General features: G+C 55.4%; 15 protein-coding genes and 1 pseudogene. 9 read left to right on the plus strand and 7 right to left on the minus strand.

The genetic code is table 11. The features are described 5' to 3' along the window. The 4 genes and pseudogenes from ACW14G_RS16005 to rraA form a co-directional block, all read left to right on the plus strand. A pseudogene (locus ACW14G_RS16005) lies at positions 1 to 149 on the plus strand (HslU--HslV peptidase proteolytic subunit); the annotation flags it as partial. A gap of 9 nt (positions 150 to 158) precedes the next feature. Continuing rightward, on the plus strand, positions 159 to 1,493 hold the full coding sequence (gene hslU / locus ACW14G_RS16010; protein WP_065357286.1) for an HslU--HslV peptidase ATPase subunit: 1,335 nt from the start codon (positions 159 to 161) through the stop codon (positions 1,491 to 1,493). A gap of 69 nt (positions 1,494 to 1,562) precedes the next feature. Next, positions 1,563 to 2,489, plus strand: a complete 927-nt coding sequence (gene menA / locus ACW14G_RS16015) for a 1,4-dihydroxy-2-naphthoate polyprenyltransferase (protein WP_065357287.1) — start codon at positions 1,563 to 1,565, stop codon at positions 2,487 to 2,489. Positions 2,490 to 2,581: 92 nt separating this feature from the next. Then, positions 2,582 to 3,067, plus strand: a complete 486-nt coding sequence (gene rraA, locus ACW14G_RS16020) for a ribonuclease E activity regulator RraA (RefSeq protein WP_035892355.1) — start codon at positions 2,582 to 2,584, stop codon at positions 3,065 to 3,067. 82 nt (positions 3,068 to 3,149) lie between these two features. Here the strand turns inward: rraA and pfkA are convergent, their stop codons facing one another. The 3 genes from pfkA to cpxP all read right to left on the minus strand — a co-directional run bounded on the left by pfkA (position 3,150) and on the right by cpxP (position 5,843). After that, positions 3,150 to 4,112, minus strand: a complete 963-nt coding sequence (pfkA, locus tag ACW14G_RS16025; protein WP_064540394.1) for a 6-phosphofructokinase — start codon at positions 4,110 to 4,112, stop codon at positions 3,150 to 3,152. Between the two features lie 197 nt (positions 4,113 to 4,309). Further along, on the minus strand, positions 4,310 to 5,203 hold the full coding sequence (gene fieF / locus ACW14G_RS16030) for a CDF family cation-efflux transporter FieF (protein WP_163447325.1): 894 nt from the start codon (positions 5,201 to 5,203) through the stop codon (positions 4,310 to 4,312). 139 nt (positions 5,204 to 5,342) lie between these two features. Next, a complete protein-coding gene (gene cpxP / locus ACW14G_RS16035; protein WP_163447326.1) occupies positions 5,343 to 5,843 on the minus strand; it encodes a cell-envelope stress modulator CpxP in 501 nt (166 codons plus the stop codon). Between the two features lie 149 nt (positions 5,844 to 5,992). Between cpxP and cpxR the strand changes: the two genes are divergently transcribed. Next, positions 5,993 to 6,691: an envelope stress response regulator transcription factor CpxR gene (cpxR, locus tag ACW14G_RS16040; RefSeq protein WP_064540403.1), complete on the plus strand. Its 699-nt coding sequence runs from the start codon at positions 5,993 to 5,995 to the stop codon at positions 6,689 to 6,691. After that, positions 6,688 to 8,061, plus strand: a complete 1,374-nt coding sequence (gene cpxA / locus ACW14G_RS16045) for an envelope stress sensor histidine kinase CpxA (protein ID WP_163447327.1) — start codon at positions 6,688 to 6,690, stop codon at positions 8,059 to 8,061. Before cpxR ends, cpxA begins: the two co-directional genes overlap by 4 nt. 80 nt (positions 8,062 to 8,141) lie before the next feature. On the opposite strand, the gene yiiM is transcribed toward cpxA, so the two are convergent. The 4 genes from yiiM to rhaS form a co-directional block, all read right to left on the minus strand. Next, on the minus strand, positions 8,142 to 8,879 hold the full coding sequence (gene yiiM / locus ACW14G_RS16050) for a 6-hydroxyaminopurine reductase (RefSeq protein WP_249022523.1): 738 nt from the start codon (positions 8,877 to 8,879) through the stop codon (positions 8,142 to 8,144). Positions 8,880 to 8,885: 6 nt separating this feature from the next. Continuing rightward, positions 8,886 to 9,506, minus strand: a complete 621-nt coding sequence (gene sodA, locus ACW14G_RS16055; RefSeq protein ID WP_163447329.1) for a superoxide dismutase [Mn] — start codon at positions 9,504 to 9,506, stop codon at positions 8,886 to 8,888. 158 nt (positions 9,507 to 9,664) lie between these two features. Beyond that, positions 9,665 to 10,516, minus strand: a complete 852-nt coding sequence (gene rhaR, locus ACW14G_RS16060) for an HTH-type transcriptional activator RhaR (RefSeq protein WP_163447330.1) — start codon at positions 10,514 to 10,516, stop codon at positions 9,665 to 9,667. A gap of 72 nt (positions 10,517 to 10,588) precedes the next feature. After that, positions 10,589 to 11,425, minus strand: a complete 837-nt coding sequence (gene rhaS, locus ACW14G_RS16065) for an HTH-type transcriptional activator RhaS (RefSeq protein WP_163447331.1) — start codon at positions 11,423 to 11,425, stop codon at positions 10,589 to 10,591. A 303-nt stretch (positions 11,426 to 11,728) separates the two neighbouring features. Between rhaS and rhaB the strand changes: the two genes are divergently transcribed. From rhaB to rhaD, 3 genes are all read left to right on the plus strand, one after another. After that, positions 11,729 to 13,198, plus strand: coding sequence for a rhamnulokinase (gene rhaB, locus ACW14G_RS16070; protein WP_249022524.1), 1,470 nt, complete (start codon positions 11,729 to 11,731; stop codon positions 13,196 to 13,198). Then, entirely contained in the window at positions 13,195 to 14,454 is a 1,260-nt protein-coding gene (rhaA, locus tag ACW14G_RS16075; protein ID WP_167577202.1) for an L-rhamnose isomerase, read from the plus strand. The genes rhaB and rhaA overlap by 4 nt, the downstream gene beginning before the upstream one ends. Before the next feature lie 101 nt (positions 14,455 to 14,555). Further along, positions 14,556 to 15,386 (plus strand): rhamnulose-1-phosphate aldolase, encoded by an 831-nt coding sequence (gene rhaD / locus ACW14G_RS16080; RefSeq protein WP_064540441.1) that lies wholly within the window; start codon positions 14,556 to 14,558, stop codon positions 15,384 to 15,386. Positions 15,387 to 15,526: the final 140 nt, after the last annotated feature.

The following is a 15,526-nucleotide window of genomic DNA, read 5'->3' on the forward strand; positions in this document are numbered from 1 at the left end:
CATACGCCCAGGCCGCGGCCCGTGCGCTGTTGGAAAATACCGACATGAACGCGCGTGATATCGCGGTGAAAGCGTTGGATATTGCAGGTGATATCTGCATCTATACCAACCACAACCACACCATTGAAGAATTACCGTCTAAGGCGTAAGGATCTCCCATGTCTGAAATGACCCCACGCGAAATTGTCAGCGAACTGGACAAACACATTATCGGCCAGGACGCAGCGAAGCGCTCCGTCGCGATTGCCTTACGTAACCGCTGGCGTCGTATGCAGCTCGACGAAGAGCTGCGTCACGAAGTCACGCCGAAAAACATTCTGATGATCGGCCCAACCGGCGTCGGTAAAACCGAAATCGCCCGTCGTCTGGCCAAGCTCGCCAACGCGCCGTTCATCAAAGTTGAAGCCACCAAGTTCACCGAAGTGGGCTATGTGGGTAAAGAAGTGGACTCCATCATCCGCGATCTGACCGATTCGGCGATCAAGATGGTGCGCGTACAGTCGATTGAGAAAAACCGCTACCGCGCGGAAGAGATGGCGGAAGAACGTATTCTCGACGTGCTGATCCCGCCGGCCAAAAACAACTGGGGCCAGGCTGAACAGCAGTCTGAACCGTCCGCGGCGCGCCAGGCGTTCCGCAAGAAGCTGCGCGAAGGCCAGCTGGACGATAAAGAGATTGAAATCGATCTCGCCGCGGCACCGATGGGCGTAGAAATCATGGCGCCTCCAGGCATGGAAGAGATGACCAGCCAGCTGCAGTCCATGTTCCAGAACCTGGGCGGCCAGAAGCAGAAACCGCGTAAGCTGAAAATCAAAGATGCGATGAAGCTGTTGATTGAAGAAGAAGCGGCGAAACTGGTCAACCCGGAAGAGCTGAAACAGGACGCGATCGACGCGGTTGAGCAGCACGGCATCGTGTTTATCGACGAGATCGACAAAATCTGTAAGCGCGGCGGTAACTCCTCCGGCCCGGACGTGTCCCGTGAAGGCGTTCAGCGCGATCTGCTGCCGCTGGTTGAAGGCTGCACCGTCTCCACCAAGCACGGGATGGTGAAAACCGACCACATTCTGTTTATCGCTTCCGGCGCGTTCCAGGTGGCTAGCCCGTCAGACCTGATTCCGGAGCTGCAGGGTCGTCTCCCAATCCGCGTTGAGCTGAAAGCCCTGACCACTCAGGACTTCGAGCGCATTCTGACCGAGCCAAACGCCTCTGTCACCGTGCAGTACAAAGCGCTGATGGCCACCGAAGGCGTGAACATTGAGTTCACCGAGTCGGGTATCAAGCGTATTGCCGAAGCGGCATGGCAGGTTAACGAAACCACCGAAAACATCGGTGCGCGTCGTCTGCATACCGTTCTTGAGCGCCTGATGGAAGATATCTCCTACGACGCCAGCGATCTCAATGGCCAGAGCATCACAATTGATGCGGAATACGTGAGTAAACATCTGGATGCATTAGTCGCAGATGAAGATCTGAGCCGTTTTATCCTATAATCGCGTTCACTGCATGTTCATCTTTAATTGATGGGGCTGAAAGGCCCCATTTTTATTGGCTGATTACTAATGACAAATACACCTGTAAGCCGCACTCAGGCCTGGCTGGAAAGTCTGCGCCCCAAAACGCTACCTCTGGCCTGCGCGGCGATTATCGTCGGCACCACCCTCGCCTGGTGGCAGGGCCACTTTGACGCGGGCGTCGCCGTGCTGTCGCTGATTACCGCCAGCCTGCTGCAAATTCTCTCTAACCTTGCTAACGACTACGGTGACGCGGTGAAAGGCAGCGACAAGCCGGACCGCATCGGGCCGCTGCGCGGGATGCAAAAAGGGGTGATTACCCAGCAGCAGATGAAGCGCGCGCTGATTATCACCGTCGGGCTGATTTGCGTCTCCGGTTTGGCCCTGCTGTTCACCGCATCCCAGACGACCGGTGATTTTATCGGTTTCCTGGTGCTGGGGCTGTTGGCGATTATCGCCGCCATCACCTATACCGTCGGCACGCGCCCGTATGGCTATATTGGCCTCGGTGATATTTCCGTGCTCATCTTCTTCGGCTGGTTGAGCGTTATCGGTAGCTGGTACTTACAGACGCACAGTTTGAGCAGCGCGATTATTCTGCCAGCCACCGCCTGCGGCCTGCTGGCCACCGCGGTGCTGAATATCAACAACCTGCGCGATATCGACAGCGACCGCGACAACGGTAAAAACACGCTGGCAGTGCGTTTGGGGCCCGTCAACGCCCGTCGCTATCACGTTTGCCTGCTGATGGGCACATTGGTGTGCCTGGCGCTGTTCAACCTGATTTCCCTGCATAGCCCGTGGGGCTGGCTGTTTATCCTCAGCGCTCCGCTGCTGGTGAAACAGGCTCGCTACGTGATGCGTGAACGCTCGCCGCAGGCAATGCCGCCCATGCTGGAACGGACGGTCAAAGGGGCGCTGTTGACTAACCTACTGTTCGTCATTGGAATTGTGCTCAGCAAGACGTTCGCTTAACTGACAAATATCAATTAACAATTGATGATTTTGCCAACAATGCGTAGAGCGCGATATACTAAAATCACTCGCAGCAACTGAGCGTTAATCCTATGAAATACGATACTTCCGAGCTTTGCGACATCTACCAGGAAGATGTCAACGTAGTAGAACCCCTGTTCTCTAACTTTGGCGGGCGGCTGTCGTTCGGTGGGCAAATCATCACCGTGAAATGTTTCGAGGATAACGGGTTGCTGTACGATCTGCTCGAACAGAATGGTCGTGGCCGCATTCTGCTGGTCGACGGCGGTGGTTCTGTCCGCCGCGCACTGATCGACGCCGACCTCGCCCGTCTGGCCACTCAGAACGAGTGGGAAGGCATTGTGGTATACGGCGCGGTACGTCAGGTCGATGACTTAGAAGAACTGGATATTGGCATCCAGGCCATCGCGGCGATTCCGGTCGGCGCGGCGGGCGAAGGCATCGGCGAAAGCGACGTACGCGTTAATTTCGGTGGTGTCACCTTCTTCTCCGGCGACCATCTGTATGCCGATAACACCGGCATTATCCTGTCGGAAGATGCGCTGGATATTGAATAAGCGCCCTGAACCTGTAAAAAAGCCTTCTCATTGAGAAGGCTTTTTTTTCGCTCAAATCTGCCCGTTTCCGGGCAAACGTGAATCAGTACAGCTGCTTAGCGCATTCCAGCCAGTCACCTTTGAACGGACGCTTCATGTTTTCGATCGCGTCGATGATGTCATGGTGAACCAGTTTTTCGTTCTGAATACCGACGCAACGGCCACCGAAGCCCTGCTGCAGCAGTTCAATGGCGTACGCGCCCATACGGGATGCCAGGATACGGTCATAAGGCACCGGGGAGCCGCCACGCTGGATGTGGCCCAGAACGGTCGCACGGGTTTCACGGCCCGTTTCTGCTTCGATAAAGTGCGCCAGTTCGTCAACATCGCACATGTGTTCGGTAATCGCGACGATCGCGTGTTTCTTACCTTTTGCGATGCCCGCTTTGATTTCCGCAACCAGGTCGTCACGTTTGAATTCGATTTCCGGCACCACGATAAACTCGCATCCGCCTGCGATAGCTGCCGCCAGAGTCAGGTCACCGCAGTAGCGGCCCATCACTTCAACAACGGAGATACGCTGGTGAGAAGAAGAGGTGTCACGCAGACGGTCAATCGCTTCTACCACGGTGCTCAGCGCGGTGAAGAAGCCGATGGTGTAGTCAGTGCCTTTGATATCGTTGTCGATGGTGCCCGGCAGACCGATGCACGGGAAGCCCATTTCGGTCAGACGCATAGCACCCATGTAGGAACCGTCACCGCCGATAACCACCAGCGCATCAATGCCGCGTTTTTTCAGGTTTTCGATAGCCACGTTGCGAACGTTTTCGTCGCGGAATTCCGGGAAGCGCGCGGAGCCCAGGAAGGTGCCGCCACGGTTGATCATGTCGGACACGCTGTAACGGTCAAGCGGGACCATGCGGTCTTCATACAGGCCCAGATAACCGTCGTAAATGCCCATCACTTCCAGGCCTTCCGTCAACGCCGCGCGCACCACGCCGCGAATCGCGGCGTTCATGCCTGGCGCATCACCGCCACTTGTCAACACACCGATTTTCTTAATCATGACTACCTCTGAACTTAGGAATGCTAAAAATTAATTCTTCTGCCCGAAGCGCTCCCACTGTTGGGGGAGAGAACGACTCTATGTAGAGATAGTATATCAAGCGCTTCTTGCTGAATTGATTCAGGTCAGGCTAAGCGGCGGTTATTTATACAAATAATGCCGATTTAGCTCACACTTTGTACAACCACTGCGAAAGTTCAAATGCCGCTATTGCCTTGCGGGACAACAGAGCATGGATCCTGGTGAATAATCACGTCGGAACCGGGAAAGCGATGCAAAATCGCCTGCTCCACCTGGTCGGCAACGTGATGCGCCTGAACCAGCGGCAGGTTATCTTCCATTTCCAGATGGATCTGAATAAAGCGGGTCGGCCCTGACTGCCGCGTACGGAGATCGTGAGCACCGCTTACGCCCGGCCAGGCGGTCACGATGTCGATAATTTCCTGGCGTTCTTCATCGGGCAGCGCGCGATCCAGTAGCGACTGAACCGCTTCGTACCCCATACGTAACGCGCTATATAGAATATAGATGCCAATTCCTAATGCAAACAGCGCATCGGCACGATGCCAACCGTACCAGGAGAGACCGAGTGCAACAAGAATTGCGCTGTTCATCATAACATCAGACTGATAATGAAGCATATCCGCCCGAACGGCCTGGCTTTGGGTTTTTCGCACCACCCAGCGCTGAAACGTCACCAGAACCAGAGTGCTGATTAAGGCAATAACCGTTACCGCCACGCCAATGCCCGGCTGGCTCATCGGCGTAGGGCGAACCAGATGTTCAATACCGGTCAAAAACAGGAACAGTGCGGAACCGGAGATAAACATACTTTGCGCCAGCGCCGCCAGCGATTCCGCTTTCCCATGACCAAATGTGTGCTCTTCATCAGCCGGTTGCAGTGAGTAACGCACTACCAATAGGTTGGTCAGCGAGGCAGCAATATCCACCAGTGAGTCCACCAGCGCCGCCAGAATACTGACCGAACCGGTAAACCACCATGCAAAAATTTTAATGATCAGCAACAGCGAGGCCATTACCGTTGCCGCAATTGCCGCGCGGCTGACCAACTGGCCATAAGATTGATTCATAAACACTCCTGACTTCAGATCTGCGTAGTATAGCGGAATGTTTATGCAGCGCACCGTGTCGAATTTAGGGCAAAAAAAACCCCCTCATCATGAGGGGGAAGACAGGGATGGTGTCTATGGCAAGGAAAAACAGGGTTTGTTACTGGTTGCTACGGGTATTGCTACTAAACAGATTCACATTCGAACCTTGTTGCATCCGTGCAACGTCACGCAGCTGCTCCATTCGCTGCTGGTGATTCTCATTTAAAGCCGCTTGCTGCTCTGGCGTTAGCAGGCGATACATCTGATTGCGAACCTTCGCCATTTCAACCTGGCGGTTCACCTGCTCCTCGGCCATTTTTTCGGCCTGGGCGCGCACAGCGGCTTCATCAAATTTTTCTGCGGTGACAAGGCGATGCATTGCCTCCACTTCGCTAACATTAACGGGTGGGCGATCGTGTCGCGCCCGTTGCATCAAATCGCGCATTTGCTGGCGTTGATGTTCGGTTAAACTAATACCGTCGAACATATGACCCTGGCCGTTTCGCAGCGAATTATCTTCCGCTGGGTGCCAGTTAACGCTGGTGACGACTTCATCGGCCTGGCTTAGTGCACTGAATGCCAGCGTTGAGGCCATGACGGCAGCGATAACATTGCGCATCACATGCTCCCAAAAACTTTTGTGTCGCGATTCAACGAGAGACAGTTTACGATTCAGGCTGAAAACATGCGTCAGGGGGTGTAAAACAACGTAAAGTCATGGATTAGCTGGCTCTGATGACGTAATTTCTGCCTCGGAGGGATGAAAATATGAATAAAATTTTACTAGTTGATGATGACCGAGAGCTGACTTCCTTACTTAAGGAACTGCTTGATATGGAAGGCTTTAACGTTCTGGTTGCCCATGATGGCGAACAGGCGCTTGCGCTTCTTGATGACAGCATCGACCTACTTTTACTCGACGTGATGATGCCGAAAAAGAACGGAATCGACACGCTGAAAGAATTACGACAAACACACCAGACTCCCGTCATTATGCTGACCGCCCGCGGAAGCGAGCTGGATCGCGTTCTGGGCCTTGAACTGGGCGCAGATGACTATTTACCTAAACCCTTTAACGACCGTGAGCTGGTCGCGCGTATCCGCGCTATTTTGCGCCGTTCGCACTGGAGCGAACAGCAGCAAAGTAGCGATGCCAGTTCGCCTACCGTAGAAGTCGACGCCCTGAGCCTGAATCCTGGCCGCCAGGAAGCCAGCTTCGATGGCCAAACCCTGGAGCTCACCGGCACCGAATTCACCCTGCTCTATCTGCTGGCACAGCATTTGGGTCAGGTGGTGTCGCGCGAACATTTAAGTCAGGAAGTGCTGGGCAAACGCTTAACGCCGTTCGATCGCGCAATCGACATGCACATTTCCAACCTGCGTCGGAAGCTGCCGGAACGTAAAGACGGTCATCCGTGGTTTAAAACCCTGCGTGGTCGCGGCTACCTGATGGTCTCCGCTTCATGATAGGAAGTTTAACCGCCCGCATCTTCGCCATCTTCTGGTTAACCCTGGCGCTGGTGTTGATGCTGGTTTTGATGTTACCCAAGCTCGACTCGCGTCAGATGACTGAACTGCTGGATAGCGAGCAGCGTCAGGGCATCATGATCGAACAGCACGTTGAAGAAGAGCTGGCCAACGATCCCCCCAACGATTTGATGTGGTGGCGTCGGCTGTTCCGCGCGATTGATAAATGGGCTCCGCCGGGCCAGCGTCTGCTGCTGGTCACCAGCGAAGGCCGCGTGATTGGCGCAGAACGCAACGAAATGCAGATTATCCGTAACTTTATCGGACAGTCGGACAACGCCGACCATCCGCAGAAGAAGAAATACGGGCGCGTGGAGTTAGTCGGGCCATTTTCGATTCGTGACGGTGAAGATAACTATCAGTTGTACTTAATCCGTCCGGCCAGCAGTTCGCAGTCTGACTTTATCAACCTGCTGTTCGACCGGCCGCTGTTGCTGTTGATCGTCACCATGCTGGTCAGCGCGCCGCTGCTGTTGTGGCTGGCGTGGAGCCTGGCAAAACCGGCACGTAAGCTGAAAAACGCCGCGGATGAAGTCGCTCAGGGCAACCTGCGCCAGCATCCCGAACTGGAATCCGGGCCGCAGGAGTTTCTGGCGGCAGGGGCCAGCTTTAACCAGATGGTGATGGCGCTGGAACGGATGATGACCTCCCAGCAGCGTCTGCTTTCCGATATCTCCCACGAGCTGCGCACGCCGTTAACGCGTCTGCAACTGGGCACGGCGTTGCTACGTCGCCGCAGCGGTGAAAGCAAAGAGCTGGAGCGTATTGAGACAGAAGCGCAACGTCTGGATAGCATGATCAACGACATGTTAGTGATGTCGCGAAATCAGCAGAAGAGCGCGCTGGTGAGCGAGACGCTGAAGGCGAATCAGCTGTGGGGCGAGGTGCTGGATAACGCCGCGTTCGAAGCCGAGCAGATGGGTAAAACGTTCAACGTTGACTATCCGCCGGGGCCGTGGCCGCTGTACGGCAACCCGAACGCGCTGGAAAGCGCGCTGGAGAACATCGTCCGTAACGCGCTGCGCTACTCGCACACGAAAATCGCCGTGAGCTTCTCGGTGGATAAAGACGGCGTCACCGTTCACGTGGATGACGACGGCCCAGGCGTAAGCCCGGAAGATCGCGAGCAGATTTTCCGCCCGTTCTACCGTACCGATGAAGCGCGCGACCGTGAGTCTGGCGGTACGGGACTGGGGCTGGCGATTGTTGAAAGCGCCATGCAGCAGCACCGCGGCTGGGTGAAGGCTGATGACAGCCCGCTCGGCGGCTTGCGCCTGACGCTGTGGTTACCGCTGTACAAGCGAACCTAGAAACCATCGGCCTGCGAATGCAGGCCGATTTTTTTTGGCCATGGGCGTTTGACCGCCTGATGGCGCTGCGCTTATCAGGCCTACTTGCCCCACAATCTTCGGCTGTTATCTTCAATCTTGCCGCTCAGACGACGCTTCTGCATGGTTCTGCTCCAGCTGATGGACAGCCCGGCTGCGCTCAGCAGGCGATGATACTGGTCGTCATCAAAAGGCAGATGCCAGGCAATGGCGGCAGCGTCATACACCGAAACATCGCTCAGGCGCGACACCAGCTCCAGCGGAGCGTCAGTGGAAACCTTACCCGGCGCAATCACCCGATACAGCCAGCCCACCTTGCCGCTGTTTTGCATCAGCGACGCCATATCGCTGATAGCAAAGTGGAAATTGAGTTTAAAACACGGAGAACGCGGCTGGGTGACCTGAATCAACGTTTCACCCCAGCGATAAATATCGCCGATAAACACGTTGTGTTCGGTCATGCCTTCCGTCGAAAGATTTTCACCAAAAGCGGGGGCGCAGAACAATTCGGCCTGTTCGGGGAATTCACGAATCAGCTCGGCATAGTGTTCGCGGGGATAGTGGCACAGCGCGCGGTCGGGGCCGCCGTGGATTTTCTTTTCGGCCTGCTCATCGCCAAGCAGTCCCAGCTCGGTCAGTTCCAGCTCGCCGTCGATTTGCACCTTGGCGATAGCGCTCGGGCGGCTGCCGTCATAATCACGAATTTTGCCAATAAACACGTCAACCGGATAATGCATCTGCTGCTCCTTACGCGGATACAAAAAAAGCGAGTCATCAGACTCGCTTCTACAGACGTGCAATGCAAATTATTTTTTAGCGGCGAAACGCGCTGCTGCTTCGTCCCAGTTCACCACGTTCCAGAACTCTTTGATGTAGTCCGGGCGGCGGTTCTGGAATTTCAGGTAGTAAGCGTGTTCCCAAACGTCCAGGCCCACGATCGGGAAGCCGGAAGCGCCGGAAATGGCTTCACCCATCAGCGGGGAATCCTGGTTAGCGGTAGAGACCACAGCCAGTTTGTCGCCTTTAAGCACCAGCCACGCCCAGCCGGAGCCGAAACGGGTTGCTGCTGCTTTTTCAAATTCAGCTTTGAAGTTGTCAACGGAACCGAAGTCACGCTCGATAGCCGCTTTCAGATCACCCTGCAGGGTGGTGCCTTTTTTCAGGCCTTTCCAGAAGAAGCTGTGGTTAGCGTGGCCGCCGGCGTTGTTACGCAGAACGGTTTTCTTATCCGCCGGCAGCTGATCCAGTTTCGCGATCAGTTCTTCAGCAGACAGAGAAGCGAACTCCGGCAGGCTTTCCAGCGCTGCGTTAGCGTTATTCACGTAAGCCTGGTGGTGTTTGCTGTGATGGATTTCCATCGTCTGTTTGTCGAAGTGCGGTTCCAGGGCATCGTACGCATAAGGCAGTGACGGCAGGGTATAGCTCATAATCATCTCCATTATTGTCGGGCGGCAAACCTGTAAACGCCGCGTAATCAGTTGGTTCATTATAGTTAATTAAATGATATTGAAAATGATTATCAATGCCGTAGTTTTTATAAGGTTATAACAATTTGTTATGCCCCTGATAACACGCGGCATTCAGGTTAATTGACGGGGATACGACTTCGCTGCCGCCACTGCCCCGGCGTCATGCCAATCTCGCGGTTGAACACCACGGAAAAGTAGTTGCTGTCCTCAAACCCACAGCGCATCGCCACTTCACCAATCAGCAGCTCAGTGTGTTGCAACAGGTACTGCGCGTGGCAAATGCGCAGCTGGCGCAGGTAATGGTTTACGGTCATGCCGGTCTGGCTGCGGAACTGCTGGCGTAGCGCTCGCTCGCTACATCCCTGTTGCGCACAGAAGGAATCCAATACGAAAGGCCGGTTCAGACTGCCCGCCAGCGCGGTGAGCAGTTTATCCAGCAACGCTTCGCTTTGCGTTGCCGCCAGATTATCCGTCGCGTAACGATAGCGCTTCAGGCACACCACCAGTTGGGCAAACAGCAGTTCAGACATCTGGTTTGCCAGCGCGTCTTCTTTGCGGCTCTCGTGCTCCAGCTGGGTCATAATCTGCCGCGCCTGTGTCATTCCGGTACTGCCAATGCGCCAGTGCGGCACCCAGGGCGAACCGCGCAATCCAGGAATATGGCTGACCCAGTCGAGATTAAGTTTCAGGCGTTCGGGGCAATAGATAATATTTTGCAAAACCAAATCGTTAACCGAAGCGTAGGAGTGTTTATCTTCGGCACGAATATAGAACAGATCGCCGCGGGTAATACGGTAGGGACGGTCATTGAGAATATGCAGGCCGTTGCCGCGCCAGACCAACACCAGTTCGCAAAATTCGTGGGTATGCTCAGCAAAAACGTTTTGCGGATAACGATCCGCCACCGCGACGGCCTGTGCGGAACTGGCGAAAAACTCGTCTTTTCGAAGGATTAACTGGCCTGACACGCTGATACCTCAACGACTAACAACTCACTATTATTAGCCGTTTTGCGGTAAAAAACGGTGATTGCCTTCGCGTTACTGAAGCAGCGTATCCCGGCCCTGGCGGATATCGCGCGGCGACCAGTTAAATTCACGACGGAACAGCGTGGAGAAGTGGTTACTGTCACCAAACCCGCAGTGGTAAGCAATATCGGTCACGCTTTCATCGCTGTGGCGCAGCAGGTGCCGCGCTTTAATCAGCCGCAGACGGTTCAGATAACGCTGCGGCGTCAGGCCGGTACAGTGCTTCAACTGGCGGTGCAGCGTGCGTAGCGATAGCGAGAACTGCTCGGCCAACCCTTCCCAACATACGTCCTCAGCAAAGTGATCTTCCAGCCACGCCATCAACTGGTTTAGTCGGGCATCGTTATCGATAGCGCCTTGCACCTGACTGCCTTTACGTAACAAGACCAGCAGTTGCATAAACAGAATTTCTCGGTTGGCCAGCGACATCATATCGGTACTGTCATTGGCTTCTTCCATCTGACCCACAATCGCTCGCACCTGCTGTAACGTACTCTGGTTAACACGCCAGTGGGAAGGATAGTGGCCATCAAGTTCCTGCGGCAGCAGTTTGTTCAGACCTGACAAGAACTGGAAAGCATCTGGGGCACGATATAACACGTTTGTCAGACAGAGATTGTCGGTATGTTCATACAGATGGCGATCGACGTCGCGCACGAAGCAAACGGTGCCACCACAAATGGTATGCGGCTGGCCATTGAACACATGAATACCCGTGCCGTGCTCAACAATAACAATCTCATTAAAATCATGATGGTGCTCAGGAAAAGCCGCCTGAGGAAGTCGAGGTTCGATCGCAACAGGCAACTTACCGGAAGAGAAGAAATCCACGCTGTGTAATACGGTCATAACAACGCCCACCAGATGAGAAATGTTATCAGGATAGTAATATCCGCTGAGGGTTCTCACCTTGACGTTTTGACAGCAAAGCGCGCAAACCCGGTCGTTTTTTCAAGAAACAGCCGGAAAGTTCGGGAAATGCGGTCAGTATCACACCCCCTGAAAGCGGCATGATCGCAGGAATTTGTGAACTCTCTCACGTTCATCTTTGCTTTCTTGCCAGCGCCCAATAGCGTCTGTCAGTAACGAGAAGGTAGTGGCGGTGTCCTTTTTTTAGACTGAGCGGTAATGACTCTCAGAAGGACTTTTGCCATGACTTTTCGCCATTGTGTGGCCGTCGATTTAGGCGCTTCAAGCGGACGCGTAATGCTGGCGCGCTACGATGCCCGGTCGCGTTTGCTTTCACTGCGCGAAATCCACCGTTTCACGAACAGCCTGCATCAGCAGGATGGTTTTGATACCTGGAACATCGACAGCCTGGAAGCAGAAATTCGCACCGGCCTTAACAAGGTGTGCGATGAAGGCATCCGTATCGACAGCATCGGTATCGACACCTGGGGCGTTGACTACGTGCTGCTGGATAAAAATGGCCAGCGTGTCGGCCTGCCGGTCGCCTATCGCGACAGCCGCACCGACGGCGTGATGGCCATGGCGATGGAACAGTTAGGTAAAAGCAATATTTACCGCCGCAGCGGCATTCAGTTCCTGCCGTTCAATACGCTATATCAACTGCGCGCGCTGGTTGAACAACAGCCGGAACTGGTCGCTCAGGCGACTCACGCGCTGCTGATCCCGGACTATTTCAGTTACCGTCTGACCGGCAAGATGAACTGGGAGTACACCAACGCCACAACCACGCAGTTGGTGAATATCAACAGCGATAGCTGGGACGAAGACCTGCTCAACTGGACCGGCGCGCCGGCCTCCTGGTTTGGCACGCCGACGCATCCAGGTAACGTGATTAGTCATTGGGTTTGCCCACAGGGTAACAATATTCCGGTCATTGCCGTCGCCAGCCATGACACCGCCAGCGCGGTGATTGCATCGCCGCTGGCAAGCCATGATGCCGCCTACCTCTCTTCCGGCACCTGGTCGCTAATAGGCTTTGAGAGCAAAACGCCTTACACCAGCGAGCAAGCGCAGCGCGCGAATATCACTAACGAGGGCGGTGCCGAAGGCCGCTATCGGGTGCTGAAAAACATTATGGGTTTGTGGCTGCTACAGCGTGTGCTGAAAGAGCAGAACGTGAGTGACCTGCCGACGCTCATCGCGGATACCGCGAAGCTGCCCGCCTGCCGCTGGCTGATCAACCCCAACGACGACCGCTTTATTAACCCACACAACATGAGCGCCGAAATTCAGGCTGCCTGCCGCGAAACGGCACAACCGGTGCCTGCCAACGCCGCCGAGCTGGCGCGCTGCATTTTCGACAGCCTCGCGCTGCTGTACGCCGACGTGCTTAACGAGCTGGCGCAGCTACGCGGCAAGCCATTTAGCCAACTGCATATCGTGGGCGGCGGCTGCCAGAACCATCTGCTGAACCAACTGTGCGCCGATGCCTGCGGCATCACCGTGGTGGCGGGGCCAATCGAAGCCTCAACGCTGGGTAATATCGGCATCCAATTAATGGCGCTGGACGAACTTTCCAACGTCGATGATTTCCGCAAGGTCGTGACCCATAACTACGGTCTCACCACCTTCACCCCTCATCCTGACCATGAAATTGCCCGCTACGTTGCGCAGTTTCAGCAACAACGACAGACAAAGGAGCTTTGCGCATGACCACTCAACTTGACCAAGCCTGGGAACTCGCGAAACAGCGCTATGCCGCCGTCGGTATCGACGTCGAAGAGGCGTTGCGCCAGCTGGATCGCCTGCCGGTATCCATGCACTGCTGGCAGGGCGATGACGTCGCGGGTTTTGAAAACCCAGAGGGCAACTTAACGGGTGGGATCCAGGCAACCGGCAACTATCCGGGCAAAGCGCGTAACGCCAGCGAACTGCGTGCCGATCTGGAGCAGGCGTTAAGCCTGATTCCGGGGCCAAAACGTCTGAACCTGCACGCGATCTATCTCGAGTCGGATACGCCGGTCGCGCGTGATGAAATCAAACCCGAGCACTTCAAAAACTGGGTTGAGTGGGCGAAAAAACACAAGCTGGGTCTCGACTTCAACCCATCCTGCTTCTCACACCCGCTGAGCGCAGATGGCTTTACCCTGTCCCACGCCGATCCGAAAATCCGCCAGTTCTGGATTGACCACTGCAAGGCCAGCCGCCGCGTTTCCGCTTATTTCGGCGAACAGTTGGGCACACCGTCGGTGATGAACATCTGGATCCCGGACGGCATGAAAGACGTCACCGTTGACCGTCTGGCACCGCGCCAGCGTCTGGCCGCCGCGCTGGATGAAGTGATCAGCGAGAAACTGGACCCGGCGCACCACATTGACGCCGTGGAAAGCAAACTGTTCGGTATCGGCGCAGAAAGCTACACCGTGGGCTCCAACGAGTTCTATATGGGCTATGCCACCAGCCGCCAGACCGCGCTGTGTCTGGATGCCGGTCACTTCCACCCGACTGAAGTGATCTCCGACAAAATCTCCGCCGCCATGTTGTATGTACCCCGCCTGCTGCTGCACGTCAGCCGCCCGGTGCGTTGGGATAGCGACCACGTTGTGCTGCTGGATGACGAAACCCAGGCCATTGCCAGCGAAATCATCCGTCACAACCTGTTTGATCGCGTGCATATCGGTCTCGATTTCTTCGATGCCTCCATCAACCGTATCGCGGCATGGGTTATTGGGACTCGCAACATGAAGAAAGCCCTGCTGCGCGCGCTGCTGGAGCCAACCGCCGAGCTGCGCAAGCTGGAAGCTGAAGGCGACTACACCGCCCGTCTGGCACTGCTGGAAGAGCAGAAGTGCCTGCCGTGGCAGGCGGTGTGGGAAATGTACTGCCAGCGTAACGATACGCCAGCGGGCAGCCAGTGGCTGGAGAATGTACGTCAGTATGAGAAAGAGATCCTGAGCAAGCGTGGGTAACTAACCCTCTCCAGATAACACCGAACAGTCCCCTCTCCCCTGCGGGGAGAGGGCTAGGGTGAGGGGAAACACCTCACCGATACAACAGGAACCACAAGACTATGCAGAATATTACCGACTCCTGGTTCGTCCAGGGCATGATCAAAGCCACCTCTGACGCCTGGTTAAAAGGCTGGGACGAGCGTAACGGCGGCAACCTGACGCTGCGTCTGGACGAGGCGGATATCGCGCCATTCACCGCTGATTTCCACGCTGAGCCGCGCTATATCGCTCTGAGCCAACCGATGCCAATGCTGGCGAACACGCCGTTTATCGTCACCGGTTCCGGTAAATTCTTCCGTAACGTGCAGCTCGACCCCTCCGCTAACCTCGGCGTAGTAAAAGTGGATAGCGACGGCGCGGGTTACCACATTTTGTGGGGGCTGACTCACGAAGCGGTGCCCACCTCCGAACTGCCTGCGCATTTCCTGTCGCACTGCGAACGTATCAAACTAACTGACGGCAAAGATCGCGTCATCATGCACTGCCATGCGACCAACCTGATCGCCCTGACCTACGTACTGGAAAACGACAGCGCGCTGATCACCCGCAAACTGTGGGAAGGCAGCACCGAGTGTCTGGTGGTCTTCCCGGACGGCGTTGGCATTCTGCCGTGGATGGTGCCGGGCACCGATGAAATTGGTCAGGCGACCGCCGTTGAAATGCGTCAGCATTCTCTGGTGCTGTGGCCGTTCCACGGCGTCTTTGGCAGCGGCCCAACGCTCGATGAAACTTTTGGTCTGATTGATACCGCCGAAAAATCCGCAGAAGTGCTGGTGAAGGTGTACTCAATGGGCGGCATGAAGCAGACCATCACACAGCAAGAACTGATTGCCCTCGGCCAGCGCTTTGGCGTAACGCCGATGGCCAGCGCATTAAATCTGTACAAGTAAGTCTATAGCCTGACCTCGCCGCTCGAGGTCAGGCGTCAGAACCTATCCCTTTAGAACCGTCTCACGCTGAGCTAATGGGATAGGTTTTTAGCCCATTGTGGCGCCACTCTCATACCTTCCCTTCTTGAAAGACCATGCTA

This window comes from Kluyvera sp., from assembly GCF_965301105.1.

Bases quoted from the DNA above. Each gene is read 5' to 3' on its own strand.
- hslU (WP_065357286.1), top strand. From the start codon at position 159: ATGTCTGAAATGACCCCACGCGAAATTGTCAGCGAACTGGACAAACAC.
- menA (WP_065357287.1), top strand. From the start codon at position 1,563: ATGACAAATACACCTGTAAGCCGCACTCAGGCCTGGCTGGAAAGTCTG.
- rraA (WP_035892355.1), top strand. From the start codon at position 2,582: ATGAAATACGATACTTCCGAGCTTTGCGACATCTACCAGGAAGATGTC.
- pfkA (WP_064540394.1), bottom strand. From the start codon at position 4,112: ATGATTAAGAAAATCGGTGTGTTGACAAGTGGCGGTGATGCGCCAGGC.
- fieF (WP_163447325.1), bottom strand. From the start codon at position 5,203: ATGAATCAATCTTATGGCCAGTTGGTCAGCCGCGCGGCAATTGCGGCA.
- cpxP (WP_163447326.1), bottom strand. From the start codon at position 5,843: ATGCGCAATGTTATCGCTGCCGTCATGGCCTCAACGCTGGCATTCAGT.
- cpxR (WP_064540403.1), top strand. From the start codon at position 5,993: ATGAATAAAATTTTACTAGTTGATGATGACCGAGAGCTGACTTCCTTA.
- cpxA (WP_163447327.1), top strand. From the start codon at position 6,688: ATGATAGGAAGTTTAACCGCCCGCATCTTCGCCATCTTCTGGTTAACC.
- sodA (WP_163447329.1), bottom strand. From the start codon at position 9,506: ATGAGCTATACCCTGCCGTCACTGCCTTATGCGTACGATGCCCTGGAA.
- rhaS (WP_163447331.1), bottom strand. From the start codon at position 11,425: ATGACCGTATTACACAGCGTGGATTTCTTCTCTTCCGGTAAGTTGCCT.
- rhaB (WP_249022524.1), top strand. From the start codon at position 11,729: ATGACTTTTCGCCATTGTGTGGCCGTCGATTTAGGCGCTTCAAGCGGA.
- rhaA (WP_167577202.1), top strand. From the start codon at position 13,195: ATGACCACTCAACTTGACCAAGCCTGGGAACTCGCGAAACAGCGCTAT.
- rhaD (WP_064540441.1), top strand. From the start codon at position 14,556: ATGCAGAATATTACCGACTCCTGGTTCGTCCAGGGCATGATCAAAGCC.